The organism is Mannheimia granulomatis (assembly GCF_013377255.1).
GTDB lineage: Bacteria > Pseudomonadota > Gammaproteobacteria > Enterobacterales > Pasteurellaceae > Mannheimia > Mannheimia granulomatis.
On the sequence record NZ_CP016614.1, the window covers coordinates 2,076,092 to 2,100,621 of the forward strand.

General features: G+C 42.6%; 20 protein-coding genes, 1 tRNA gene and 3 rRNA genes. 17 read left to right on the top strand and 7 right to left on the bottom strand.

Going from position 1 to position 24,530, the window contains the following annotated elements:
* Positions 1–2: 2 nt before the first annotated feature.
* The 7 genes from mltG to A6B41_RS09850 all read left to right on the top strand — a co-directional run bounded on the left by mltG (position 3) and on the right by A6B41_RS09850 (position 5,599).
* On the top strand, positions 3–1,025 hold the full coding sequence (gene mltG / locus A6B41_RS09820) for an endolytic transglycosylase MltG (protein WP_027073653.1): 1,023 nt from the start codon (positions 3–5) through the stop codon (positions 1,023–1,025).
* An 11-nt stretch (positions 1,026–1,036) separates the two neighbouring features.
* Positions 1,037–1,666, top strand: coding sequence for a dTMP kinase (tmk, locus tag A6B41_RS09825; protein ID WP_027073652.1), 630 nt, complete (start codon positions 1,037–1,039; stop codon positions 1,664–1,666).
* Positions 1,666–2,649, top strand: coding sequence for a DNA polymerase III subunit delta' (locus A6B41_RS09830; RefSeq protein WP_027073651.1), 984 nt, complete (start codon positions 1,666–1,668; stop codon positions 2,647–2,649). The genes tmk and A6B41_RS09830 overlap by 1 nt, the downstream gene beginning before the upstream one ends.
* A 60-nt stretch (positions 2,650–2,709) precedes the next feature.
* Positions 2,710–3,498, top strand: a complete 789-nt coding sequence (locus A6B41_RS09835) for a TatD family hydrolase (RefSeq protein WP_027073650.1) — start codon at positions 2,710–2,712, stop codon at positions 3,496–3,498.
* 9 nt (positions 3,499–3,507) lie between these two features.
* A complete protein-coding gene (locus tag A6B41_RS09840; protein WP_027073649.1) occupies positions 3,508–4,029 on the top strand; it encodes a DUF1523 family protein in 522 nt (173 codons plus the stop codon).
* An 80-nt stretch (positions 4,030–4,109) separates the two neighbouring features.
* Positions 4,110–4,811 carry a UDP-2,3-diacylglucosamine diphosphatase gene (lpxH, locus tag A6B41_RS09845; protein WP_027073648.1) on the top strand — a complete coding sequence of 234 codons (702 nt, stop codon included), beginning with the start codon at positions 4,110–4,112 and terminating at the stop codon, positions 4,809–4,811.
* Positions 4,808–5,599: a glycosyltransferase family 2 protein gene (locus A6B41_RS09850; RefSeq protein WP_027073647.1), complete on the top strand. Its 792-nt coding sequence runs from the start codon at positions 4,808–4,810 to the stop codon at positions 5,597–5,599. The genes lpxH and A6B41_RS09850 overlap by 4 nt, the downstream gene beginning before the upstream one ends.
* Before the next feature lie 186 nt (positions 5,600–5,785).
* Here the strand turns inward: A6B41_RS09850 and rrf are convergent.
* The 4 genes from rrf to A6B41_RS09870 form a co-directional block, all read right to left on the bottom strand.
* Positions 5,786–5,901: ribosomal RNA gene (gene rrf / locus A6B41_RS09855) — 5S ribosomal RNA — on the bottom strand.
* A gap of 181 nt (positions 5,902–6,082) precedes the next feature.
* Positions 6,083–8,984 (bottom strand): 23S ribosomal RNA (locus A6B41_RS09860).
* Positions 8,985–9,178: 194 nt separating this feature from the next.
* A tRNA-Glu gene (locus tag A6B41_RS09865) sits at positions 9,179–9,254 on the bottom strand.
* A gap of 204 nt (positions 9,255–9,458) precedes the next feature.
* A 16S ribosomal RNA gene (locus tag A6B41_RS09870) occupies positions 9,459–10,998 on the bottom strand.
* Together the 16S, 23S and 5S rRNA genes with 1 tRNA gene alongside form the textbook arrangement of a ribosomal RNA operon.
* 444 nt (positions 10,999–11,442) lie before the next feature.
* Here A6B41_RS09870 and A6B41_RS09875 point away from each other — a divergent pair.
* From A6B41_RS09875 to tyrS, 6 genes are all read left to right on the top strand, one after another.
* On the top strand, positions 11,443–12,273 hold the full coding sequence (locus A6B41_RS09875; RefSeq protein WP_027073646.1) for a DUF5718 family protein: 831 nt from the start codon (positions 11,443–11,445) through the stop codon (positions 12,271–12,273).
* Positions 12,274–12,388: 115 nt separating this feature from the next.
* On the top strand, positions 12,389–13,204 hold the full coding sequence (locus tag A6B41_RS09880; RefSeq protein ID WP_027073645.1) for a DNA ligase: 816 nt from the start codon (positions 12,389–12,391) through the stop codon (positions 13,202–13,204).
* A 179-nt stretch (positions 13,205–13,383) separates the two neighbouring features.
* Positions 13,384–13,632: an oxaloacetate decarboxylase subunit gamma gene (locus tag A6B41_RS09885; RefSeq protein WP_027073644.1), complete on the top strand. Its 249-nt coding sequence runs from the start codon at positions 13,384–13,386 to the stop codon at positions 13,630–13,632.
* A 39-nt stretch (positions 13,633–13,671) separates the two neighbouring features.
* Positions 13,672–15,474, top strand: coding sequence for a sodium-extruding oxaloacetate decarboxylase subunit alpha (oadA, locus tag A6B41_RS09890; protein ID WP_027073643.1), 1,803 nt, complete (start codon positions 13,672–13,674; stop codon positions 15,472–15,474).
* Positions 15,475–15,483: 9 nt separating this feature from the next.
* The gene (locus tag A6B41_RS09895) at positions 15,484–16,788 is read left to right on the top strand and encodes a sodium ion-translocating decarboxylase subunit beta (RefSeq protein ID WP_027073642.1); all 1,305 of its coding nucleotides are present in this window, start codon (positions 15,484–15,486) and stop codon (positions 16,786–16,788) included.
* A 277-nt stretch (positions 16,789–17,065) separates the two neighbouring features.
* On the top strand, positions 17,066–18,256 hold the full coding sequence (gene tyrS / locus A6B41_RS09900; protein ID WP_027073641.1) for a tyrosine--tRNA ligase: 1,191 nt from the start codon (positions 17,066–17,068) through the stop codon (positions 18,254–18,256).
* Positions 18,257–18,341: 85 nt separating this feature from the next.
* On the opposite strand, the gene A6B41_RS09905 is transcribed toward tyrS, so the two are convergent.
* Genes A6B41_RS09905 through A6B41_RS09915 form a run of 3 tightly spaced genes read right to left on the bottom strand, consistent with a single transcriptional unit; the run spans position 18,342 to position 19,737 of the window.
* Positions 18,342–18,617 carry a deoxyribose-phosphate aldolase gene (locus A6B41_RS09905; RefSeq protein ID WP_027073640.1) on the bottom strand — a complete coding sequence of 92 codons (276 nt, stop codon included), beginning with the start codon at positions 18,615–18,617 and terminating at the stop codon, positions 18,342–18,344.
* Between the two features lie 29 nt (positions 18,618–18,646).
* Positions 18,647–19,111, bottom strand: a complete 465-nt coding sequence (locus tag A6B41_RS09910; protein WP_027073639.1) for an outer membrane lipoprotein — start codon at positions 19,109–19,111, stop codon at positions 18,647–18,649.
* A 26-nt stretch (positions 19,112–19,137) separates the two neighbouring features.
* Positions 19,138–19,737, bottom strand: coding sequence for a VOC family protein (locus A6B41_RS09915; RefSeq protein WP_084493721.1), 600 nt, complete (start codon positions 19,735–19,737; stop codon positions 19,138–19,140).
* Between the two features lie 33 nt (positions 19,738–19,770).
* Between A6B41_RS09915 and argS the strand changes: the two genes are divergently transcribed.
* The 4 genes from argS (at position 19,771) to A6B41_RS09935 (ending at position 24,462) form a co-directional block, all read left to right on the top strand.
* Positions 19,771–21,498: an arginine--tRNA ligase gene (argS, locus tag A6B41_RS09920; RefSeq protein WP_027073637.1), complete on the top strand. Its 1,728-nt coding sequence runs from the start codon at positions 19,771–19,773 to the stop codon at positions 21,496–21,498.
* Positions 21,499–21,552: 54 nt separating this feature from the next.
* Positions 21,553–22,731 carry an Obg family GTPase CgtA gene (cgtA, locus tag A6B41_RS09925; RefSeq protein ID WP_027073636.1) on the top strand — a complete coding sequence of 393 codons (1,179 nt, stop codon included), beginning with the start codon at positions 21,553–21,555 and terminating at the stop codon, positions 22,729–22,731.
* Between the two features lie 197 nt (positions 22,732–22,928).
* The gene (locus A6B41_RS09930) at positions 22,929–23,201 is read left to right on the top strand and encodes a helix-turn-helix domain-containing protein (protein ID WP_027073635.1); all 273 of its coding nucleotides are present in this window, start codon (positions 22,929–22,931) and stop codon (positions 23,199–23,201) included.
* Positions 23,194–24,462 carry a type II toxin-antitoxin system HipA family toxin gene (locus A6B41_RS09935; protein WP_027073634.1) on the top strand — a complete coding sequence of 423 codons (1,269 nt, stop codon included), beginning with the start codon at positions 23,194–23,196 and terminating at the stop codon, positions 24,460–24,462. Before A6B41_RS09930 ends, A6B41_RS09935 begins: the two co-directional genes overlap by 8 nt.
* Positions 24,463–24,530: the final 68 nt, after the last annotated feature.

A 24,530-nucleotide genomic window follows, 5' to 3' on the forward strand; every position in this document is an offset into this window, starting at 1 on the left:
CAATGTTAAAAAAACTTCTTATTGCATTAGGTCTTGCCGGCACTATCGCTTGTGGCGGGCTATTTTACGGCTACCAAAAGCTAAGCTCATTAGCCGAGCACCCAATCACCACTCAACCAAACCAACTTTTTGTATTGGAGAAGGGTGTTTCAAGCCAAAAATTAGCAACCTTATTAGAGCAACAAGGCATTGTTGCCCATGAAGATATCCAACTACTTCCCTATTTAATGCGTTTATATCCGGAACTAAGCAAATTTAAGGCAGGTGCTTATTCATTGGATGGCTTAACTACTGTTAGAGAATTATTGGCGCATTTAAGCTCAGGCAAAGAAGTTCAGTTAAATGTGCAATTTATTGAAGGGAAAACGTTTAAAGTCTGGCGTGAACAGTTAGCCAAAGCCAACTATTTAAACCATACGCTAAAAGATAAATCTGAAAAAGAAATTGCAGAACTACTTGGCATTCCTCACGATAAAGTAGAAGGCTGGATTGCACCTGATACTTACAGCTATACGCCAAATTCTACTGATCTTGCCTTACTGAAACGAGCGTATCAAAGGCAAAAAGCAACGTTAGAACAAGCATGGCAAAATAGATCAGAAAATTTACCGCTTGCAAATCCTTATGAAATGCTAATTTTAGCTTCTATTGTCGAAAAAGAGACAGGTATTGCCGGCGAACGCGCACAAGTAGCGTCGGTATTCATCAACCGCTTAAACCATAAAATGTTGCTACAAACCGATCCAACCATTCTTTACGGTAAATGTGGCTGCTATGATGAAAAAATCTATCGCTCGGATATCACTAAGCCGACTGCTTATAATACCTATGTCATTGAGGGCTTACCTCCTACCCCGATTAGCATGCCAAGTGAGGCTTCTATCAAAGCAGTTGCCAATCCTGCGGATACCTCCTACCTCTACTTTGTAGCTGATGGCACAGGCGGGCATAAATTCAGCCGCACATTAGAAGAACATAATCGCTCTGTGGCAGAATGGCGGAAAATCGAACGAGAAAGAAAATAATGAAAACAACAATGAACGCAAAGTTTATAACTATCGAAGGGCTTGAAGGTGCAGGCAAAAGCAACGCACAAAAGATTGTGTGTGAAACCTTAAAAGCCCATGGTATTGACTTTATCACCACCCGCGAACCGGGCGGCACACCGATTGCCGAAACGCTCCGCACCTTGTGGAAAGAAGGAGTAGATGGTGAAACCACCACTGACAAAGCTGAAGTGCTAATGATGTATGCAGCACGCACGCAGCTAGTCGAAACCGTAATCCAACCGGCTCTTGCCAGTGGGAAATGGGTAATAGGCGACCGCCATGATCTCTCCAGCCAAGCCTATCAAGGTGGGGGACGTGGGCTTATCGAGCTAGTAGAAACCATCGGTAAAGCTATTTTGGGCGATTTCGAGCCGGATTTGACCATTTATCTCGATCTTGATCCTAGCATTGGTTTGGAACGTGCCAAAGGGCGTGGAGCCTTAGATCGCATTGAGCAGCAACATATTGATTTTTTCCACCGTACTCGGGAACGTTATTTAGTTTTAACTCAAAATAATCCAAAGGCGGTGATCATCAATGCTGAGCAGCCAATAGAAAAAGTCTCTGCCGACATCCAACAAGCGGTCGAAAAATTCCTAAAATTTGCAATACTATGATGACATTATACCCTTGGCATACCGACACCTACGCTCAGCTCACTCACGCCTTTTTAAAAGGAAGAGGGCATCACGCCCTACTGTTTAAAACCGATATCGGGCTTGGTACAGAAAATCTGATTCGAGAGGTCGCAAGCTGGCTACTTTGCTCTGAGATAATAGGCAGCCAACCTTGCCTAAAGTGCAAAAGTTGCCTACTAAGCCAAAATGGCAACCATCCCGACTTTCATCTTTTAACCTCTATCGAAGGCAAAGATATCGGTATCGATCAAGTGCGTGAACTGCTTGGCAAACTACAAAATTTTGCTCAACAAGGTGGTAATACAGTTGTGTATATTCAAGGTGTTGATCGCCTTACCGAAGCTGCCAGCAACGCGTTACTTAAAACTTTGGAAGAGCCACATAAAAATGTCTATTTCCTACTGGAAGCCCCGTTGCAATCTGCCGTTTTAGCCACGATTCAAAGCCGTTGCCAAACATGGGTAATTAACCCTCCGAAAACTAAACAAGCAATGGAATGGTTACAGCAGGAATGCTCAACAACTTCAGAAAACAATTTAGAAATTGCAATTCGTCTTTGCCATTTTCGTCCACTGATTTGCAAAACTTTTATCGAAAATGACCGCTTGTCAGCACGTAAAACGTTCCTGCAAACCTTCTGGCGATTCTACAAAAGCCGAGATGTGATGCTCCTTTTCACTGCTTTTGATAGTGAAAAAGAGCTGATTCTACAACAACTCGAATGGTTGGAAAGTTTCTTTAGCGACGCCTTAAAAGCCAAAATGGAAATTACCGAGAGTTGGATCAACCCAGATTTAAAAAACGGGATTTTACCCTTTAGCCAGCAGCTCACAGTTCATGGTTTACTACGAGGATATCATATTATCCAACAAACCCAGCGTGACTTAGGGGAAGTGAATGCGGTTAATCAAGAACTAATGGTGCTAGATTGTTTAACAAAGTTGGTTTTAATTTTTGAGTAATATCGTAAATAATTCTGGTCCAAATAGTCATTTAGGCCATTAAAACAACAAAAGGAAAAAATGGAAAACTTATTTATTATAGACTCACATTGTCACTTAGACTCTTTAGATTACGAAACACGCCACAAGAATGTGGATGAAGTTATTGAAAATGCAAAAGCACGTGGCGTACATCATTTTATTTCAGTTTGTACAACTCTTGGGCGTTTTGAAGCAATGAAAAATTTAACCGCACACCGCAATGAAGTTTCGCTTTCTTGTGGTGTTCATCCGTTAAATGTGGAAGACGAGCCCTTTGATTATGATAAGCTGCTAAAACTTGCACAAGACCCGCAAGTGGTCGCTGTCGGGGAAACAGGGCTGGATTATCACTATACTCCGGAAACCAAAGCTTTGCAGCAATCACTGTTTATTCAACATATTGAAGTAGCAAACAAGATAAATAAACCACTTATTATTCACTCCCGCTCCGCTCGCCAGGATACTATGGATATGTTGGAACAAAATGGAGCGGAAAAATGTAAAGGCGTATTGCATTGCTTTACCGAAGATTGGACAATGGCAAAAAGAGCCTTAGATTTGGGTTTCTATATTTCAATATCAGGTATTATTACTTTCAAAAACGCAGAAGAGCTAAGAGATGTAGTACGAAAAGTGCCGTTAGATCGTTTATTAGTGGAAACAGATTCTCCTTATCTTGCACCGATTCCATACCGTGGCAAACCGAACCAACCGGCTTATGTAAGGGAAACTTGTGAATATGTTGCGACGTTAAAAGGTGTATCAACGCAAGAATTAGCTCGCATTACAACTGAAAATGTGCAACACTTATTCAAAATTCAATTATAAGGAACAAATATGAGAGCCATACTCAAATATTTTTTAATTCTAGTTTCACTATCATTCTTTATTGTCATTGGTGGAGCAGTAAACTATGCTATGCCAAGTTATGAAGATACTGTGGTAACTGGTATGGAAGTTCGCCGGATGGATAAAGACGGCATTATCAGCAAATCTAATCCTGCCGATGGTGAAGTACGCGATGTCTATTTCTTATTTACCGAAGAACCTGAAACGAAAAAAGTGATGGTCTATCGTAATGAAGATACCGGCTGGGGCTTGCCGCCTTATTTCAAATTTGGCTCTGCTGACATTCAAGCTAAAGCTCAAGCTTACGCTAATGAAAAGCAACGTGTACAAATAAAATATTACGGCTGGAGAATCAACTGGCTGAATGAATTTAGAAATATCGTTTCAATCAAACCACTGGCAGAAGCTGAAACTGTGAGTAAACCCATTATGACCTACGTACTTTATGCAATACTTGCCTTTTTATTCTTCTTATCAGTACAACTGATTCGCGGTATTTTTAAAGATTAATCTCTTTTACTTAATTCCTTTGACAAACGGTTTAATTTTGTAAAAAATTAAACCGTTTTCTTTTTAATACTAAATAGCCGATGATTTACTACTTTATTGCTGATCTCCATCTAAACGAAAATCAACCTGAAATCACCCAGCATTTTTTGCAATTTATGCAAAAAAAAGCACCGCTTGCAAAAGCGGTTTATATCTTGGGGGATCTGTTCGACTTTTGGATTGGTGATGATGAGGAATCTGAGCTCATCTCACAAGTCAAAACCGCAATCAAAACGCTCACTACAAGCGGTGTAAAATGCTATTTTATTTGCGGAAATCGTGATTTCTTAATCGGCAAACGATTTAGCCAACAAACAGGGATAGAAATTCTACCGGATTATCAATTGCTCGATCTATTTGGCAAACAAACCTTACTCTGCCATGGCGACACTCTCTGTATTGACGATATCAAATATCAAAAATTCCGTAAGAAAGTACATCAAAAATGGCGACAAGCTCTCTTCCTCTCCCTGCCACTCTCTTGGCGTATTAATATTGCCCGGAAAATTCGTGCAAAAAGTCAGCAAGAGAAACAGCACAAATCAGCCTATATTATGGATGTTAATCCTCAATTTACAGCAGATATCATGGGAAAATTTAATGCAGTACAGCTAATTCATGGACATACCCATCGCCAAGCAATTCACAAAGAGCAAAACTTTACCCGCATAGTATTAGGAGATTGGAAAAAAGACTACGCCTCAATTTTAGAGGTCAGTGAACAAGGAACAAAATTTATATGATTGATGTCATTATTCCTTGCTACAACGCGGAAGCCACCTTAGTACGTGCGGTACAAAGTGCCCTCAACCAACCTGAATTAAATCTGATTTGGTTAGTGGATGACAGCTCAACCGATAATACGCTAGCACTCGCTCAACATCTGCAAGCACAAGTGCCAAATAAAATCCAAGTAGAGCAAATGCCTAGAAATGGTGGGGTAGCAAAAGCGCGTAACTGGGGAGCATTACAAAGTGAAGCAGAATTTATCGCCTTTTTAGATGCTGATGATGCTTACCAGAACGGAGCATTACAAGTTGCTGAAAAGATATTTGAGTTCAAGCCGGAAACCAGCGTGGTCCGTTTATCCCTAAAACCGATTGATCTACCTGAACGCTATAGCTCACACCCGAATTTTGAACTAGCTTGGCAAAATATGCAAATGACAGCTGGTGGCAATGTTGTATTTAGACGAGCCTTTTTCCTCGCTTGCGGAGGCTTTCCACAACATCAACTTTTTAGAGAACTTGGTGGAGAAGATGGGGCTTTAGGAATTGCTACTACTCAAATAAGTTCTGTTGCTACAGCATTTAATGATGTAGGTGTATTACATTACTGCCGAGATGGTATGCATGCCGAAAGGTTACTCAATACTATTTTATTCAATGAAAAGGATCCAAAAGTCACTGAAGAGAAAATTGCACAAGCAAATCGTGTTACCGACACTATTTGTCATCAAATACAAACTCTTAACCAATGCCTAAATAGTCAAAACATTGGTATCAAACCCTATAATTTAGAGTGGTCCTAACATTATCTCACTACTGATTTACAAAATTTTAGCTAGAAATAACCGCTTGTGGTTAAGAAATGAATACAAGCGGTCTATTTTCATGATAATTTTACAAAATCCAAAAACATCCCTCAAAACAAAAACCCCAAGCCTATCGCTAAGCTTGGGGTCGATTTTACTTATTTGCCTCTCGGCTGAATAATGCCCTGATGTTGCCCTACTCTCACATGCGGAATCCACACACTACCATCGGCGTCACTGCGTTTCACTTCTGAGTTCGGTATGGATTCAGGTGGCACCACAGCACTATCGACATCAGGAAAATCTTCGATGATTCAGACTTTCTTCGTCTTTACTTTTGTCTTTCTAAATTGTTTTGTTTGTTCTTTACTTTCTTCGGCTTTTGCCTTTAATTCGAAACAAGCTGTTTATTCTGAGTTGATTTGTTTAGTTTCTTTTGTTTAGTTTCTTCGCTTTCTGTCAAAAACACTTGAGCGTTGTATAGTTAAGCCTCTCGGGCAATTAGTATAGGTTAGCTCAACGGCTCACACCGCTTACACACCCTACCTATCTACGTCTTAGTCTTAAACAACCCTTACCAACTTATAGTCGGGGAGAACTCATCTCAAGGCAAGTTTCGTGCTTAGATGCTTTCAGCACTTATCTCTTCCGCACTTAGCTACCCGGCAATGCGTCTGGCGACACAACCGGAACACCAGGGGTGCGTCCACTCCGGTCCTCTCGTACTAGGAGCAGCCCCTCTCAATTCTCCAACGCCCACGGCAGATAGGGACCGAACTGTCTCACGACGTTCTAAACCCAGCTCGCGTACCACTTTAAATGGCGAACAGCCATACCCTTGGGACCTACTTCAGCCCCAGGATGTGATGAGCCGACATCGAGGTGCCAAACACCGCCGTCGATATGAACTCTTGGGCGGTATCAGCCTGTTATCCCCGGAGTACCTTTTATCCGTTGAGCGATGGCCCTTCCATTCAGAACCACCGGATCACTATGACCTGCTTTCGCACCTGCTCGACTTGTCTGTCTCGCAGTTAAGCTTGCTTATACCATTGCACTAACCTCACGATGTCCGACCGTGATTAGCAAACCTTCGTGCTCCTCCGTTACTCTTTGGGAGGAGACCGCCCCAGTCAAACTACCCACCAGACACTGTCCGAACACCCGATTAGGGCGCCTCGTTAGAACATCAAACGTTAAAGGGTGGTATTTCAAGGACGCCTCCACACAAACTAGCGTTCATGCTTCAAAGGCTCCCACCTATCCTACACATCAAAATTCAATGTTCAGTGTCAAGCTATAGTAAAGGTTCACGGGGTCTTTCCGTCTAGCCGCGGGTACACCGCATCTTCACGGCGATTTCAATTTCACTGAGTCTCGGGTGGAGACAGCCTGGCCATCATTATGCCATTCGTGCAGGTCGGAACTTACCCGACAAGGAATTTCGCTACCTTAGGACCGTTATAGTTACGGCCGCCGTTTACTGGGGCTTCGATCAGGAGCTTCTCTTTCGATAACACCATCAATTAACCTTCCAGCACCGGGCAGGCATCACACCCTATACGTCCACTTTCGTGTTTGCAGAGTGCTGTGTTTTTAATAAACAGTTGCAGCCAGCTGGTATCTTCGACCGGTTCAACCTTCGTGTGCAAGACACTACAATCTACGCCGGCGCACCTTCTCCCGAAGTTACGGTGCTATTTTGCCTAGTTCCTTCACCCGAGTTCTCTCAAGCGCCTGAGTATTCTCTACCTGACCACCTGTGTCGGTTTATAGTACGGTTTAGTGTAACCTGAAGCTTAGTGGCTTTTCCTGGAAGCGTGGTATCGGTTACTTCAGCTCCGTAGAGCCTCGTCATCACTTCTCGGCGTTAAAGAAGACCGGATTTGCCTAGTCTTCACACCTACCGGCTTAAACAGGGATTTCCAACACCCTGATAACCTAACCTTCTCCGTCCCCACATCGCAATTACACCAAGTACGGGAATATTAACCCGTTTCCCATCGACTACGCTTTTCAGCCTCGCCTTAGGGGCCGACTCACCCTGCCCCGATTAACGTTGGACAGGAACCCTTGGTCTTCCGGCGAACGAGTTTTTCACTCGTTTTATCGTTACTTATGTCAGCATTCGCACTTCTGATACGTCCAGCAAACCTCTCGATTCACCTTCTTCCGCTTACAGAACGCTCCCCTACCCAACAGTCTTTCGACTGATGCCGCAGCTTCGGTGCTATATTTTAGCCCCGTTACATCTTCCGCGCAGGCCGACTCGACTAGTGAGCTATTACGCTTTCTTTAAATGATGGCTGCTTCTAAGCCAACATCCTAGCTGTCTAAGCCTTCCCACTTCGTTTCCCACTTAATATAGACTTTGGGACCTTAGCTGGCGGTCTGGGTTGTTTCCCTCTCCACGATGGACGTTAGCACCCACCGTGTGTCTCCTGAGTATCACTCTTCGGTATTCGCAGTTTGCATCGGGTTGGTAATCCGGGATGGACCCCTAGCCGAAACAGTGCTCTACCCCCGAAGGTGTCCGCTCAAGGCTCTACCTAAATAGATTTCGGGGAGAACCAGCTATCTCCCGGTTTGATTGGCCTTTCACCCCCAGCCACAAGTCATCCGCTAATTTTTCAACATTAGTCGGTTCGGTCCTCCAATTAGTGTTACCCAATCTTCAACCTGCCCATGGCTAGATCACCGGGTTTCGGGTCTATACCTTGCAACTCAAACGCCCAGTTAAGACTCGGTTTCCCTTCGGCTCCCCTATTCGGTTAACCTCGCTACAAAATATAAGTCGCTGACCCATTATACAAAAGGTACGCAGTCACAAACTTACGCTTGCTCCCACTGCTTGTACGTACACGGTTTCAGGTTCTATTTCACTCCCCTCACCGGGGTTCTTTTCGCCTTTCCTTCACAGTACTGGTTCACTATCGGTCAATCAGGAGTATTTAGCCTTGGAGGATGGTCCCCCCTTCTTCAAACAGGATTTCTCGTGTCCCGCCCTACTTATCGTCAGCTTAGTACCACAATGTCATTTTCGAGTACGGGACTATCACCCTCTATGATTTGGCTTCCCAGCCAATTCCTCTAACAACTCTGCTATCACTGACAGGCTCCTTCGCGTTCGCTCGCCGCTACTAACGAAATCTCGGTTGATTTCTTTTCCTCGGGGTACTTAGATGTTTCAGTTCTCCCGGTTTGCTTCACACAGCTATGTATTCACTGGGTGATAGTAGATTCTTCATCTACTGGGTTTCCCCATTCGGATATCTTGGATTAAACGCTTCTTATCAACTCATCCAAGCTTTTCGCAGATTAGCACGTCCTTCTTCGCCTCTGATTGCCAAGGCATCCACCGTGTACGCTTAGTCACTTAACTATACAACCTCAAATGTTTTCATTTAAACAAATCAAATGAATTGATTTGAAGCGATATTATTCAACTAAACACTTGAGTGCTTTTGTTCACTCAAGATTTTTTAACTACTCAGACTTTCTTTCGAAAATCTCTCAGTTTTTCAGCTTGTTTCTCAATTTTTAAAGAACATTAAGACAATAAAAATCATCTTTAAATGGCGTCCCCACGGGGATTCGAACCCCGGTTACCGCCGTGAAAGGGCGATGTCCTAGGCCTCTAGACGATGGGGACAACATTTAAAGATGCTTTCCGCTTTGCCATTTTCGGGTTAAATATTCTAGCGATTTTTGCAAAATCTTGCAAGATTTCAACCGCTTGAATGCCTAACTTTCATTCATCTCTTGTCCTGCGCTTATCTATCAAACAATCTGTGTGAACACTTGCTGTCGCTCTAGCTCCACCTCGCTCTCGCTTAGCTTCACCCTTGATTTTTGGTAAGGAGGTGATCCAACCGCAGGTTCCCCTACGGTTACCTTGTTACGACTTCACCCCAGTCATGAATCATACCGTGGTAAACGCCCTCCTTTCGGTTAAGCTATCTACTTCTGGTACAACCCACTCCCATGGTGTGACGGGCGGTGTGTACAAGGCCCGGGAACGTATTCACCGCAACATTCTGATTTGCGATTACTAGCGATTCCGACTTCATGGAGTCGAGTTGCAGACTCCAATCCGGACTTAGACGTACTTTCTGAGATTCGCTCACCATCGCTGGGTCGCCGCCCTCTGTATACGCCATTGTAGCACGTGTGTAGCCCTACTCGTAAGGGCCATGATGACTTGACGTCATCCCCACCTTCCTCCGGTTTATCACCGGCAGTCTCCTTTGAGTTCCCGACCGAATCGCTGGCAACAAAGGATAAGGGTTGCGCTCGTTGCGGGACTTAACCCAACATTTCACAACACGAGCTGACGACAGCCATGCAGCACCTGTCTCAGAGCTCCCGAAGGCACACTCGCATCTCTGCAAGCTTCTCTGGATGTCAAGAGTAGGTAAGGTTCTTCGCGTTGCATCGAATTAAACCACATGCTCCACCGCTTGTGCGGGCCCCCGTCAATTCATTTGAGTTTTAACCTTGCGGCCGTACTCCCCAGGCGGTCGATTTATCACGTTAGCTACGGGCACCAAGCTCAAAGCCCAATCCCCAAATCGACAGCGTTTACGGCGTGGACTACCAGGGTATCTAATCCTGTTTGCTCCCCACGCTTTCGCACATGAGCGTCAGTACATTCCCAAGGGGCTGCCTTCGCCTTCGGTATTCCTCCACATCTCTACGCATTTCACCGCTACACGTGGAATTCTACCCCTCCCTAAAGTACTCTAGACTCCCAGTCTGAAATGCAATTCCCAGGTTAAGCCCGGGGATTTCACACCTCACTTAAAAGTCCGCCTGCGTGCCCTTTACGCCCAGTTATTCCGATTAACGCTCGCACCCCCCGTATTACCGCGGCTGCTGGCACGGAGTTAGCCGGTGCTTCTTCTGTAGTTAACGTCAATTGATTGTTCTATTAAAACAATCACCTTCCTCGCTACCGAAAGAACTTTACAACCCGAAGGCCTTCTTCATTCACGCGGCATGGCTGCATCAGGATTCCCCCCATTGTGCAATATTCCCCACTGCTGCCTCCCGTAGGAGTCTGGACCGTGTCTCAGTTCCAGTGTGGCTGGTCATCCTCTCAGACCAGCTAGAGATCGTGGGCTTGGTGAGCCTTTACCTCACCAACTACCTAATCCCACTTGGGCTCATCTTATGGCAGGTGGCCAATAGGTCCCACCCTTTAGTCCACAGACATTACGCGGTATTAGCTACCGTTTCCAGTAGTTATCCCCCTCCATAAGCCAGATTCCCAAGCATTACTCACCCGTCCGCCACTCGTCAGCATTAGTACAAGTACTAATCTGTTACCGTTCGACTTGCATGTGTTAAGCCTGCCGCCAGCGTTCAATCTGAGCCATGATCAAACTCTTCAATTCAAAAAGTTTAATCGCTCAATATGTACTGACATAAAAATCACACTTTAATAAGTCAACTTATAAGTAAACTTAAAAAAGTTTAAATGAATTTCTAGTTAAGCACCTATTAAGACTTCAAAATTAAAAAATATTTCTAAAATCAAGTCAATCAACAAGTGCCCACACAGATTGTCTGATAAATTTTTAAAGAACAAAATAAAACGACGCACTGCAATCTAAACAAACCGTTCACAACAGCGCGTCGTTGTGTGGTGCGTATTATAGGGAAAAATAAAATGAACGCAAGCAAAAATTGTAAAAAAATTGAAAAATATTGCCGCTTGGTGATCTTTTCAACAAGTTGATTAATTTATATATTAATCACTATTCGTTCGTTTTATACTTATTTATAAAGAGACTATAATCAATAATTAGTTATTCAATTACAATAACAGGAGATTATCTATGATGAATCAACACTTTATCGGCTTAGGCGTTGCCGGCAATTTTGCCGGGCATTTGGAACAAGCAGGTGAGGCAGCTGATTTCATGAAAGTGAAAACAGTGGAAGCTATCCAGCCAAAAGCAATTTTTCCGTTTTATGTACCGTCTGATAATCTAGGAGATTATCAGTTCTTAGCAACTTACCCACTTTCAAGCGATGCAATTAATTTTCCACAAGATGCAGATAATCTGCAAATTGAGCCGGAAATCGCCTTAATTTGTGATATCAAATACCAAGCTAATAAGGTTGTAGGCTTGCATCCTACCCATTTTGCTGCTTATAACGATTGTTCTATTCGTCGTCCAAATGCTCGTAAAATCTGTGAAAAGAAAAACTGGGGAGCTTCTTCTAAAGGGATTTCTTTAACACACTTACCTTTAGATACTTTTAGTAAGGAAGGGACTTTAGATCATTATAATATCGCTTGCTTCCATAAGCGTAACGACGAGTTGAATGCTTATGGCATTGATAGCCCGGCGGTGGAATATAGCTATTTCCATCAAAAATTGTTGGATTGGATTGTAGATCGAATGAATAATCAAGCTGATGAAGGGCCTATGAACAATATCGCTGAAATGGTTAAACAATCGGACTATCCGACTAAGGCGATTATCAGTATTGGAGCAACCCGCTATACGCCTTTTGGCGAGAGCAATTTCTTGCAAGTAGGTGATATTAGTATAGTCGTGGTTTATAATGCTAAAAAATACAGTTACGCACAAATTGAAGAAATGGCAAATTTAGAAGTGTTTAGTGAAGATATTTCTGCTCTGATTCAACGCGTGCGTTAAGCGCTACAAGCGGTCAGTTTTGAAGAAATTTTTGCGATCTGCTTCGAAAATTTTGTGTTAAATTCTGACCGACTTTTTGCTTTCCGTTATAGTGCCTTCAATATTTGGAGGCACTATGAAAAAACTTCTCTTATTACTATTTTGTTTTAGCTCTACTCTTTTCGCAAAATCATTAGACTTAATGTTACTCGGTCAATATAAAGATCAGGATATTGAGGGATGGGTGATGAGCGAAAAACTAGATGGCGTACGAGGCTTTTGGGACGGTAAACAGCTTATCAGCCGCCAGGGTTATCCACTTAATCCGCCTGATTATTTTGTAAAAAATTTCCCTCCCTTTGCAATTGATGGTGAACTCTTTAGCGACCGAGGAAAATTCGAGGAAATTTCAAGTATTGTGCGCTCTACCGAGCCTAAAGGCTGGTATAAGTTAAAATTGCACGTTTTTGATGTACCTAATGCGAGTGGAGATTTATTTGAACGGCTAAATTCATTAAAGCACTATTTGAACCAGCACCCAACTCCATATATTGAAATAATTGAGCAGATTCCAATTCAAGATAAAGCTCATCTTGAGCAATTTTATCAATCTATTTTAACTAAAGGTGGTGAAGGTGTCGTGGTTCGCAACCCGAAAGCTCACTACATTCAAGGGCGTTCTGCCCAAATTCTAAAAATTAAGCCTGTATTCGATGAAGAATGTACCGTTATTGCTCACTATAAAGGCAAAGGTAAATATGCCGACAAACTGGGGGCTATAAGCTGTGAAAATCATCGAGGGCGTTTTCGTATCGGCTCCGGTTTCAAAGATAAAGATCGTGAAAATCCTCCCCCCATTGGGTCAATCATCACATATAAATACAGAGGCTTAACAGAATCCGGCAAACCAAGATTCGCTACTTTTTTAAGAAAACGTGAGCCGAGTGAGTAATGCTACTTCCAGTTGCAAGTTATCAAGCGGTTAAATTTGGTAAAAAATTTGTAAAATTCAACCGCTTGTAAAAATAATTTGTGATCCAGTCATCATTTATGCACTAAAGCATTTGAAATTCCAGCCAATTTTTTTTATTTTTCATTAAACTTGATAAGTCATTAAATTAAGGAATCGCTATGACAAACGCAGAACTCTTTGGTGAAGGGCTAAATCTGATGCTTGCAGGAATGGGATTTGTAATGCTATTTCTGCTTGTTCTGATTTATGCTATTAGCTTCATATCTACTCTGATTAACCGATATTTTCCCGAGCCTATTCCTAATACTCCCCAAAAAGTAGCTCCACCTGCTGATGATTTAGAAGCATTACGCCCGGTAATTGCAGCGGCTATTGCTCATCATCGCCGAGTGAAAGGACAGAATTAATGCGAAAATTTAAACAAATATATTAGAAGGAATTTCATTATGACAACTCAACCAAAAAAAATTGCTATTACTGATGTCGTCTTACGTGATGCTCACCAATCCTTGTTTGCAACCCGATTACGTTTAGACGATATGTTACCTATTGCCGCAAAACTCGATAAAATTGGCTATTGGTCGCTTGAAGCATGGGGTGGAGCAACATTTGACAGTTGCATTCGTTTTTTAGGCGAAGATCCTTGGGTGCGTTTACGAGAGCTAAAAAAAGCAATTCCGAACACACCGCTACAAATGTTATTACGAGGACAAAACCTCTTAGGCTACCGCCATTATGCCGATGATGTAGTAGATAAATTTGTCGAGCGTTGTGTGAAAAACGGTATGGATGTTTTCCGTGTATTCGATGCCTTAAACGATCCACGTAATATGCAAGCCGCATTACAAGCGGTTAAAAAACATGGCGGACACGCACAAGGTACATTAAGTTACACCACAAGCCCTGTACATACTTTACAAACTTGGCTCGAAGTGACCGAGCAACTATTAGAAATCGGTGTGGATTCTTTGGTCATCAAAGATATGTCGGGCATCTTAACCCCGATGGCCGCCTATGAATTAGTCAGCGAAATCAAAAAACGCTACGATGTGGAACTTCATTTACATTGCCACTCCACCACAGGAATGGCGGAAATGGCATTGTTAAAAGCGATTGAAGCCGGTGTTGATGGCGTTGATACCTCAATTTCTTCTATGTCAGGCACTTACGGCCACCCTGCGACCGAATCCATCGTTGCCACTTTACAAGGCACACCGTATGACACTGGCTTGAACATTCCGGAATTGGAAAAAATTTCCGCTTACTTCCGTGATGTACGGAAAAAATATGCGAAATTTGAGGGGCAACTACGCGGTATCGACAGCCGTATTTTAGTCGCACAGGTGCCGGGCGGTATGCTCACCAACCTTGAAAGCCAACTCAAACAACAAAACGCCACCGACAAGCTTGATCTCGTGTTACAAGAAATCCCGCGTGTGCGTGAAGATTTAGGCAATATTCCGTTAGTGACGCCAACTTCTCAAATTGTAGGTACGCAGGCAGTGATGAATGTGTTGATGGGCGAACGCTACAAAACAATTGCTAAAGAAACCGCAGGTATTCTAAAAGGCGAATACGGACGCACACCTGCACCAGTCAATAAAGCATTACAAGAAAGAGTGCTTGAAGGCGGACTACCTATTACCGACCGTCCAGCAGATCATATTCCACCAGAACTGAATAAATTAGTAGCGGACGTGACTGCTCAAGCAAAAGAAAAAAATATTACACTCTCTGAAAATAGCATTGATGATGTTCTGATTGTGGCACTATTCCAACAAGTCGGTTGGAAATATTTGGAAAACCGTAACAATCCATCTGCCTTTGAACCCGTACCAAGTGCTGATGATGTTAATGCGACTCCGGCAGCTGCACCAAAAGCTCAGCAACAATCAGGTTCTGCAGTTTATACGGTTGAACTTGAGGGTAAAGCCTTTGTCGTGAAAGTAAGTGAGGGTGGAGATATTACCAATATCTCGCCAACCACAGCTGCACCGGCTCCACAAGCGGTCAATTCTTCAGAAAAATCTGCAAATGCCGAACCTGTAAATGCCCCAATGGCAGGGAATATTCTCAAAGTTGAAGTGAAAGAAGGTCAGCAAGTAGCTGAAGGCGATGTTCTACTGATTCTCGAAGCCATGAAAATGGAAACTCAAATTTGTGCCGCCAAATCAGGCACTATCCAAGGCATTAATGTAAAACAAGGCGATGTCGTTGCTGTAAATGATACCTTAATGAGTATTGCATAGGAGTGATATATGGACGGTATTATTGCTCTATTTAAAGGAATGGGAATAGTACATCTTGAGTTTGGGCAAGCTGTAATGATTGCGATAAGCGTGCTTTTGCTCTGGCTTGCTATTGCCCGCAAATTCGAGCCACTTTTACTTGTACCCATCGGTTTTGGTGGCTTGATGTCAAATATTCCGGAAGCAGGACTGGCAATGACAGCTTTAGATAATTTGCTTCATAGCGGGCAAGCAGAACAGCTTGCTATTATTGCGGCAAAAGTGAACAGCACAAGTTTGGATATCGATTCCATCAAAGCAGCAATTGCACTTGCTGCCCCATCAGTGCAAAATGAGCTTGAAGTAATAGCCGGTGATATGGGTTATACCGCAGGTGTGCTAGCATTATTCTATAAAGTGGCGATTGGCTATGGCGTTGCACCTTTAATCATCTTTATGGGTGTAGGGGCAATGACAGACTTCGGACCTTTATTGGCAAACCCTCGCATGCTACTTCTCGGTGCAGCCGCACAGTTTGGGATTTTTGCTACCGTACTGGGAGCGTTAGGATTAAACTGGCTTGGCATTATCGATTTTACTCTGCCGCAAGCAGCAGCAATTGGGATTATTGGAGGAGCTGATGGCCCAACAGCAATTTATCTCGCAAGCAAATTAGCCCCTGAATTATTAGGTGCAATTGCCGTTGCCGCTTATTCTTATATGGCATTAGTTCCTCTTATCCAACCACCTATTATGAAAGCATTGACAACGGAACAAGAACGTAAAATCAGAATGACACAGCTACGCAATGTCAGCAATCGTGAAAAAATTATCTTCCCGATTGTCTTGCTTCTTCTTGTTGCATTGTTACTACCTGATGCCGCGCCCCTACTTGGAATGTTCTGTTTTGGAAACTTGTTACGTACCAGTGGTGTAGTAGAACGCTTAAACGACACTGCCCAAAATGCACTAATTAATATCGTAACGATTTTCCTTGGCTTATCGGTTGGGGCAAAATTGGTAGCAGATAAATTCCTGCAACCACAAACTTTAGGCATTTTAGTACTGGGTGTGATTGCATTTGGAATCGGAACTGCAAGCGGTGTGATTATGGCGAAAATTATGAATCGCTTTAGCAAAAATAAAATCAATCCGCTTATCGGCTCTGCCGGTGTTTCCGCTGTACCAATGGCTGCTCGCGTATCAAATAAAGTTGGTCAAGAATATGACAAACAGAACTTCTTATTGATGCACGCTATGGGACCAAACGTAGCAGGCGTGATCGGTTCAGCGATTGCCGCAGGCGTAATGTTAAAATATATCGCCAATATGTAGCCATCCGCTAAATAAAATTAGACCTCTGAAAGATATACTTTTGGAGGTTTTTTATTTTATTGATAATAATTCTCAAAAAGTTGTTGACTTCTTATTTGAGAACTATTATCATCAACTCACTTCAAAAAATAATAGGTAATCACTCCAACTCTTTACGCCGTATTCCCCCACAAAATACGGCGTTTTTTTTGCTTATCCGCCCAAACCTCTATCAATTTCAATTCATACCGCTATAATAGAACTATTTTTAAATTTATAGACGAAGAAAGGAAAATAAATGGCTCAATCTATTGAATCTATCATTGCTGAACTTAAACGTGGTGTAGAAAATATTTACTCGGAAGAAGATTTAATCGCAAAATTAAAAGAAGAGCGCCCATTAATCATCAAATTAGGAGCAGATCCAACAGCGCCTGATATTCACTTAGGTCATACCGTTGTTTTAAACAAGTTACGCCAATTCCAACAACTTGGTCACCAAGTTGTATTCTTAATCGGCGATTTCACTGGTATGGTAGGGGATCCTTCAGGCAAAAGCTCAACTCGCCCCCCATTAACACGTGAAGACGTACTACGCAATGCCGAAACCTATAAACAACAAATTTTCAAAATTTTAGATCCGGTAAAAACCCGCATTGTATTTAACTCTGAATGGTTGAGTGAATTAGGTACAGAAGGGATGATCCGCTTAGCATCCAACTACACGGTCGCTCGTATGTTAGAACGTGAAGATTTTAAAAACCGTTTTAATAATCAACAGTCTATTGCAATTCACGAGTTCATCTATCCATTATTACAAGGTCATGATTCTGTGGCATTAAAAGCCGATGTGGAATTAGGCGGTACAGACCAAACTTTCAACTTATTAGTGGGTCGTGAATTACAAAAATCGGCAGGTCAAAAACCACAAGTGGCAATGACATTACCGCTTTTAGTAGGCTTAGATGGCGAGAAAAAAATGTCGAAATCACTCGGTAACTACATCGGCGTGACCGAAGCACCAAGTGAAATGTTCGGTAAAGTGATGTCTATTTCAGATGAGCTAATGTGGGATTGGTACAACCTACTTTCATTCCGCCCATTAGAAGAAATCGCACAATTAAAAGCAGAGGTTGCTGCAGGTAAAAATCCTCGTGATGTCAAAATCCTGCTAGCTAAGGAAATTATTGCCCGCTTCCATGATGAAGCAGCTGCCAATGCGGCTGAACAAGAATTTATCAATCGCTTCCAAAAAGGTGCCATTCCGGATGAAATGCCGGAATTCACCTTTGAAGGTGAAATCGGCTTAGCCGCATTATTAAAAGAAGCAGGACTTGTGCCATCAACCTCTGAAGCCATCCGCTCAGCCCAACAAGGCGGTGTGAAAATTGACGGTGAAAAAGTGGAAAATGTAAAACAAAATGCACAAAAAGGCACCTTTGTTTACCAAGTTGGTAAACGTAAATTCGCCCGAATTACGGTAAAATAATCTTACCCAATAAAACAAGCGGTCATAATTTGAAAATTATTTGCAAATTATGACCGCTTATATTTTATAGAAACATTAGAGCAAATTATTTAAACTCATAACGTCTAATTGTTTTTAAATCTGAATCTTGATTTTTAATCTCATCAGCAAGGCGAACTCGGGCCCCCACGGCAGCATGAGCATCATACTGACGAGTTAAGGTTACAGTTTCACCGTTATCTCTTTGCACAGTTAACTCAACAACATCTGCCGATATCGCTTTGCTTGATAACACAGTTGCATTACCTTTGTCAGAATAAACATCGGCCGTACAAGCTGCTAAGATAAAAGATGCTAAAACAGCTAAAGAAAGCTTTTTCATTATAAGAATCCCTCAGGAAGAACTAAAAATTAAAGTAGAGACACATTCAGATCTGAATTAGATCCTACAAGTCTCACACGTTTGCCAGGAACAAAACCGTCTTCTTTCTTTTGAACTACAACGATTTCTTTACCATCGTCTTTACGAATCACCATTTCTAATGAAGAAACCTGACTCGTTTTTTGTTCTACTTGGTTACCAATTACCGCACCGGCAACGGCTCCCACTGCAGTTGCAATCGCTTGGCCTGTACCGCCACCAATCGCATTACCGGCAACGCCGCCTAAAACGCCACCGCCAACAGTACCAATCACACCCTCACTATTTGCTTGAATTTTAACATCACGTACAGAAACAATAGTTCCATAGCTAATAGAACGAGCTTCTTTTGCTTGACCTGCTGAATATACACTACCACTAAATACATCTGTATTCGCACAACCTACCAAAGCAAAGCTTGACATTAATGCAACGGCTAGACCTAATTTTTTCATTTGTACTCCAAAATAAATACCAAAAATTAAATTTCTGACATAACGATATCGTTTATATCATAAGGGTGCAGCTTTAGACAACAAGTATTACAAAAAGTTACATTTCTCAAGGTGATCGCAATACTTGGATTAGGTAATCGCTCCCCCGCCACCTGAGGGTGGCTTACCTTCACTTTCAATTCCGAATTTTCCAATAACTTAAAATAGGACAAGCTTCGCTCTATCCATTGTTCCACCGTTTCGCCTACTAAAAATGGAAACACGATCTCAATATGCTCCCATCCCTCTTCGAGATAAATCTTATCTTTAGGAAAAGGCAGCTCGACAATCTTTACATTTTGTCTGCAAAATTTAACCGCTTGATCTAAGGTAAATAATCCAATTGGTCTGCTATTTACAATGTTTTCCTTAAGTAATGTTGCCTTTTCTAACAACAAGCCTTTCCATTTTTCTGCGGTGTCGATTTGATTCATTCGAACAGCAAGGTGATCGATTTGATAAAGGGATAAATCAATGCCGGCTACTTCCGCAATTTGTTGAATTTTTTGCTCAAATTGAGATAAATCGCCAAAACAAGCGGTCATTTTCTCGAAAAATTTTGCATTTTCTGCTATAATCTTGTCCATTTTTTTGTAAGTAGAATTTAATAGGTTAAATCAGTGAATATTCAACAAATTTTATCAGATAAAATTAAACAGGCAATGATTGCAGCCGGTGCAGAGGCAAACGTTGAGCCGCTTGTTCGTCAATCAAGCAAACCGGAGTTTGGTGATTATCAAGCCAACGGTGCAATGGGTGCAGCGAAAAAATTGGGTACAAATCCCCGTGAGTTTGCTCAGAAAATTTTAGATAACGCTGATCTTAACGGCATTGCCGATAAATTAGAAATTGCAGGCCCCGGCTTTATCAATATTTTCTTAAACCAAGCATGGCTGGCAGAGCATGCCAATAATGCGTTACAAGCGGTTAATTTTGGCATAAAAACTGCAAATCCACAGACTATCGTAATCGACTACTCTTCACCAAACGTTGCCAAAGAGATGCATGTCGGGCATTTACGCTCAACTATTATCGGCGATGCAGTCGTTCGTACATTAGAATTTTTAGGCAATAACGTAATTCGTGCCAACCACGTCGGCGACTGGGGAACCCAATTCGGTATGCTTATCTCTTACCTTGAAAAAATGGAAAACGAACACGCAAGCCAAATGGAGTTAAGTGATCTAGAAGCATTCTACCGTGCAGCTAAAGAGCATTATGATTCAGACGAAATCTTTGCCGAAAAAGCCCGTAACTATGTGGTCAAACTACAAAGTGGTGATGAATATTGCCTGACAATGTGGAAAAAGCTGGTGGACATTACCATGCACCATAATCAAGAGAACTATAACCGCTTAAATGTCACTCTCACAGAAAAAGATGTAATGGGAGAAAGCCTTTACAACCCGATGTTACCTAAAATCGTTGCTGATTTGAAAGCCAAAGGCTTAGCAGTGGAAGATGACGGAGCATTAGTCGTATTCTTAGACGAATTCAAAAATAAAGACGGCGACCCAATGGGTGTGATTGTACAGAAAAAAGATGGCGGTTTCTTATATACCACCACCGATATTGCTGCTGCAAAATATCGCTATGAAACCTTAAAAGCTGACCGAGCATTAGTGTTCTCGGATTCCCGCCAAGCCCAACATATGCAACAAGCGTGGTTAATTACCCGCAAAGCAGGTTATGTGCCGGAAAGTTTCAGTCTTGAGCACCCATTCTTTGGAATGATGTTAGGCAAAGACGGTAAACCGTTTAAAACCCGTTCGGGCGGTACGGTTAAATTAAAAGATCTATTAGATGAAGCGGTTGAACGTGCGGATAAACTTATTTCAGAACGCTCTACAGACTTAACAGCAGAAGAAAAAGCTGCAGTGGTGGAAGCTGTGGCAATCGGCTCGGTGAAATATTCCGATCTCTCGAAAAACCGTACTACCGACTATGTATTCGATTGGGATAATATGCTGACTTTTGAAGGTAATACCGCCCCTTATATGCAATATGCCTACACCCGCATTTGTTCTATTTTTGCCCGTGCAGGTATTGCTGCAGAGAGCCTAACAGCCGAGATTCAATTAACTGAAGATAAAGAACGCGCTTTGGCAGTGAAATTACTGCAATTTGAAGAAGCATTGAACGGTGTGGCAAAAGACGGCATGCCGCATATTTTATGCCAATATCTCTATGAATTAGCCGGCACATTCTCCAGCTTCTACGAGGCTTGCCCAATTTTAAATGCAGAAGAAAATGTGAAAAACAGCCGTTTAGCCCTAGCCGCATTAACCGCTAAGACGTTAAAACAAGGTTTGGATTTGCTCGGCATTAAAACGGTTGAGAAGATGTAATGATTAACTACTCTATCCCCTTGTGGGAGAGGGTAAGACTCAAAGGACAACAAAATGAAATTTATTGACGAAGCCCTGATTCGTGTTGAAGCAGGCGACGGTGGCAATGGCTGTGTGAGCTTCCGCCGTGAAAAATATATCCCCAAAGGCGGGCCTGACGGTGGCGATGGTGGCGATGGTGGCGATGTGTATTTAATCGCAGATGAAAACCTTAACACCCTAATCGACTACCGCTTTGAAAAACGTTATGCCGCAGGCCGTGGCGAAAACGGTCGCAGTGCCGGTTGTACAGGGCATCGTGGTAACGATATTACACTGCGAGTGCCGGTAGGAACCCGTGCTATCGACAACGACACCCAAGAAGTAATTGGTGACTTAACCCGCCACGGCATGAAAATGTTGGTTGCTAAAGGCGGTTATCACGGCTTGGGCAACACTCGCTTTAAATCTTCGGTAAACCGTGCTCCACGCCAAAAAACCAACGGCACACCGGGTGAAAAACGTGATCTATTATTAGAGCTAATGTTACTTGCGGATGTGGGAATGTTAGGCTTACCGAATGCTGGAAAATCTACCTTTATCCGCAGCGTTTCTGCGGCCAAACCGAAAGTGGCCGATTATCCGTTCACCACCCTTGTACCAAGTTTAGGCGTGGCACGTTTAGGGGCTGACCGTAGCTTTGTAGTGGCAGATATTCCAGGCCTAATTGAAGGGGCTGCCGAAGGTGCAGGCCTAGGAATTCGTTTCTTAAAACATTTAGAACGCTGCCGTATTTTAATTCATTTGGTCGATATTATGCCGATTGATGAGAGCGATCCGGCTCACAATATTTCAGTGATTGAGTCTGAACTTTACCAATACAGCGAGAAATTGGCAGAAAAACCAATTTGGTTAGTATTCAATAAAATCGACACCATCGGCGAAGAAGCCGCCGCTGAGCGTGCGAAAGAGATTGCTGAACAAATCGGCTGGGAAGGCGATTACTACTTAATCTCTGCCGCCACAGGCCAAAACGTACAAGCTCTTACCCGTGATATTATGGATTTCATCGAAGCTAACCCTCGAGAAGTGGAAGAGGAAAACAAAGAAGCGGAAGAAGTGAAATTCAAATGGGAAGACTACCACAACGAAGCGATGCAAAATGCGGTGGAAGAAGATTGGGATGATGATTGGGACGACGATTGGTCTGAAGAAGACGATGAGGGCGTAGAAATCATCTACGAACGCCGTTAATTCAAGTACAAGCGGTTATTTTTCGGAAAAATTTTGCAAAAAATTGAAGAAAAATAACCGCTTGTTTATATCACTTTCCGAATCCACTTTTCTGTTTAACAACACAGCCACAAACTTCATATAGGGCAGATTGGTTTATTTTTTATTTTTGATATAATATTATCAATTTTATAGAAAAATCTCTAATTTTTGATACTATGTTGTACTTTTATGATGATATAGAAACTCGCAAACGTTTCGCTGATTACCTCAAGCAAAAGCGAAAACTCGCTAAGCTCTCCCGAGAACAGCTTGCTGAAAAAGCCCTTGTGCCAGCAAGCACCATTCGTCGTTTTGAAACAACAGGGCATATCTCGTTCAAACAATTTTTGGCATTATGGCTCGTGTTAGATGATATGGGACGATTAGTCGCTCTCACGCAAAATACGCCAGCAATGCCAAAAACAATCGATGAGGTGCTTCGTGGTTAAATTACAGAAAACAGTTCACCTAAATGTGATTCGCACATTCGCAGATGGGCATAAAATCAAAGTCGGAGAATTAGCGGAAAATCGCCAAGGTATTTTCTTTGCTTATGACGAGCATTATCGCCAGTATTTTCCGCATCTCTCACTTTCGCCATTTAAATTGCGTTTTGAGCAAGATTTACAACTCGCACCTAAAGAACCTCATAATGGCTTGCACGGTGTGTTTGCCGATAGCCTTCCAGATGGTTGGGGAATGTTGTTACAAGATCGTTTTTTTGCCGCTAACGGCATTGATTTTTACCGTATTTCGCCACTGGATAGATTAGCCTTTGTCGGTGAAAAAGGGATCGGGGCAATTTCCTTTGCCCCCCAAACAGAAAATTCAACAGAAGAAGTCAGTCTGACTGAACTTGGCAAAAACGCTGAGCAGCTATTTGACGGCCAAACCGAAGAAGTGCTAAATGCCCTCATTCAGGCAGGAAGTTCGGGAGGAGCAAGACCGAAAGCCCAAATTTTTATACCTCCCCAGCAAACCGACATTTGCCGTACGGTTGCCCAACAAAGTGATGAAGCCTGGATTGTAAAATTCACCTCGAAAAATCTGCCACTGCAATTTGAAGAAGGATTATGCGAGGCTGCCTATCTTTCAATGGCAGAAACCGCACAACTACAGCCGGTGGAATGGCAACTACTCAACCAGCAAACTCAACCTTGGTTAGCAGTAAAACGTTTTGATTATTTGGCTGAAACAGGCGGGAGAGTGCATACCCATAGTTTGTGTGGGCTGTTAGATGCGAGTCACCGAATGCCATCAATGGACTACTTTGGATTACTGAAAGCAACCAAACTATTGTGCCATTCTCGCCAAGCTAGCCAACTGCAATTCCGCCGTGCAATATTTAATCTGTTTGCATTAAACCAAGACGATCACACCAAAAACTGGGCATTCGTGCAAGATGAACAGGGAAATTGGCATCCCTCCCCTGCTTACGACATTACGTTTAGCCCACTGCGTCACGGTGAACATTCAATGGCTTTTGGACTGTATGGCTCAAAACCGCCCTTAAAAGTGATTCAAGAGTTAGCTGATGTGGCAGGTTTTAATAACTGGGCGGAAGCTAAAACGGTGATCGATGAAATTGTTGGAGCCATTGCAACATTTAGCAATATAGCGAAGCAGTTGGAGATTCCCCAAACAACGATTTCACAAATCCAAAAAAGCCTTAACCGCGTTTGGCAAGAAAATAGAGGGTTGTTGGAATAGATGAAAGCGGTTGCTTTTAGCTGGAAATTTGCAAAATTTCGGGGAAAAACAACCGCTTGTTTGTTATT

Coding starts and splice junctions, on each gene's coding strand:
- mltG (WP_027073653.1), top strand. CDS start 3: ATGTTAAAAAAACTTCTTATTGCATTAGGTCTTGCCGGCACTATCGCT.
- tmk (WP_027073652.1), top strand. CDS start 1,037: ATGAACGCAAAGTTTATAACTATCGAAGGGCTTGAAGGTGCAGGCAAA.
- A6B41_RS09830 (WP_027073651.1), top strand. CDS start 1,666: ATGACATTATACCCTTGGCATACCGACACCTACGCTCAGCTCACTCAC.
- A6B41_RS09835 (WP_027073650.1), top strand. CDS start 2,710: ATGGAAAACTTATTTATTATAGACTCACATTGTCACTTAGACTCTTTA.
- A6B41_RS09840 (WP_027073649.1), top strand. CDS start 3,508: ATGAGAGCCATACTCAAATATTTTTTAATTCTAGTTTCACTATCATTC.
- lpxH (WP_027073648.1), top strand. CDS start 4,110: ATGATTTACTACTTTATTGCTGATCTCCATCTAAACGAAAATCAACCT.
- A6B41_RS09850 (WP_027073647.1), top strand. CDS start 4,808: ATGATTGATGTCATTATTCCTTGCTACAACGCGGAAGCCACCTTAGTA.
- A6B41_RS09875 (WP_027073646.1), top strand. CDS start 11,443: ATGATGAATCAACACTTTATCGGCTTAGGCGTTGCCGGCAATTTTGCC.
- A6B41_RS09880 (WP_027073645.1), top strand. CDS start 12,389: ATGAAAAAACTTCTCTTATTACTATTTTGTTTTAGCTCTACTCTTTTC.
- A6B41_RS09885 (WP_027073644.1), top strand. CDS start 13,384: ATGACAAACGCAGAACTCTTTGGTGAAGGGCTAAATCTGATGCTTGCA.
- oadA (WP_027073643.1), top strand. CDS start 13,672: ATGACAACTCAACCAAAAAAAATTGCTATTACTGATGTCGTCTTACGT.
- A6B41_RS09895 (WP_027073642.1), top strand. CDS start 15,484: ATGGACGGTATTATTGCTCTATTTAAAGGAATGGGAATAGTACATCTT.
- tyrS (WP_027073641.1), top strand. CDS start 17,066: ATGGCTCAATCTATTGAATCTATCATTGCTGAACTTAAACGTGGTGTA.
- A6B41_RS09905 (WP_027073640.1), bottom strand. CDS start 18,617: ATGAAAAAGCTTTCTTTAGCTGTTTTAGCATCTTTTATCTTAGCAGCT.
- A6B41_RS09910 (WP_027073639.1), bottom strand. CDS start 19,111: ATGAAAAAATTAGGTCTAGCCGTTGCATTAATGTCAAGCTTTGCTTTG.
- A6B41_RS09915 (WP_084493721.1), bottom strand. CDS start 19,737: ATGGACAAGATTATAGCAGAAAATGCAAAATTTTTCGAGAAAATGACC.
- cgtA (WP_027073636.1), top strand. CDS start 21,553: ATGAAATTTATTGACGAAGCCCTGATTCGTGTTGAAGCAGGCGACGGT.
- A6B41_RS09930 (WP_027073635.1), top strand. CDS start 22,929: ATGTTGTACTTTTATGATGATATAGAAACTCGCAAACGTTTCGCTGAT.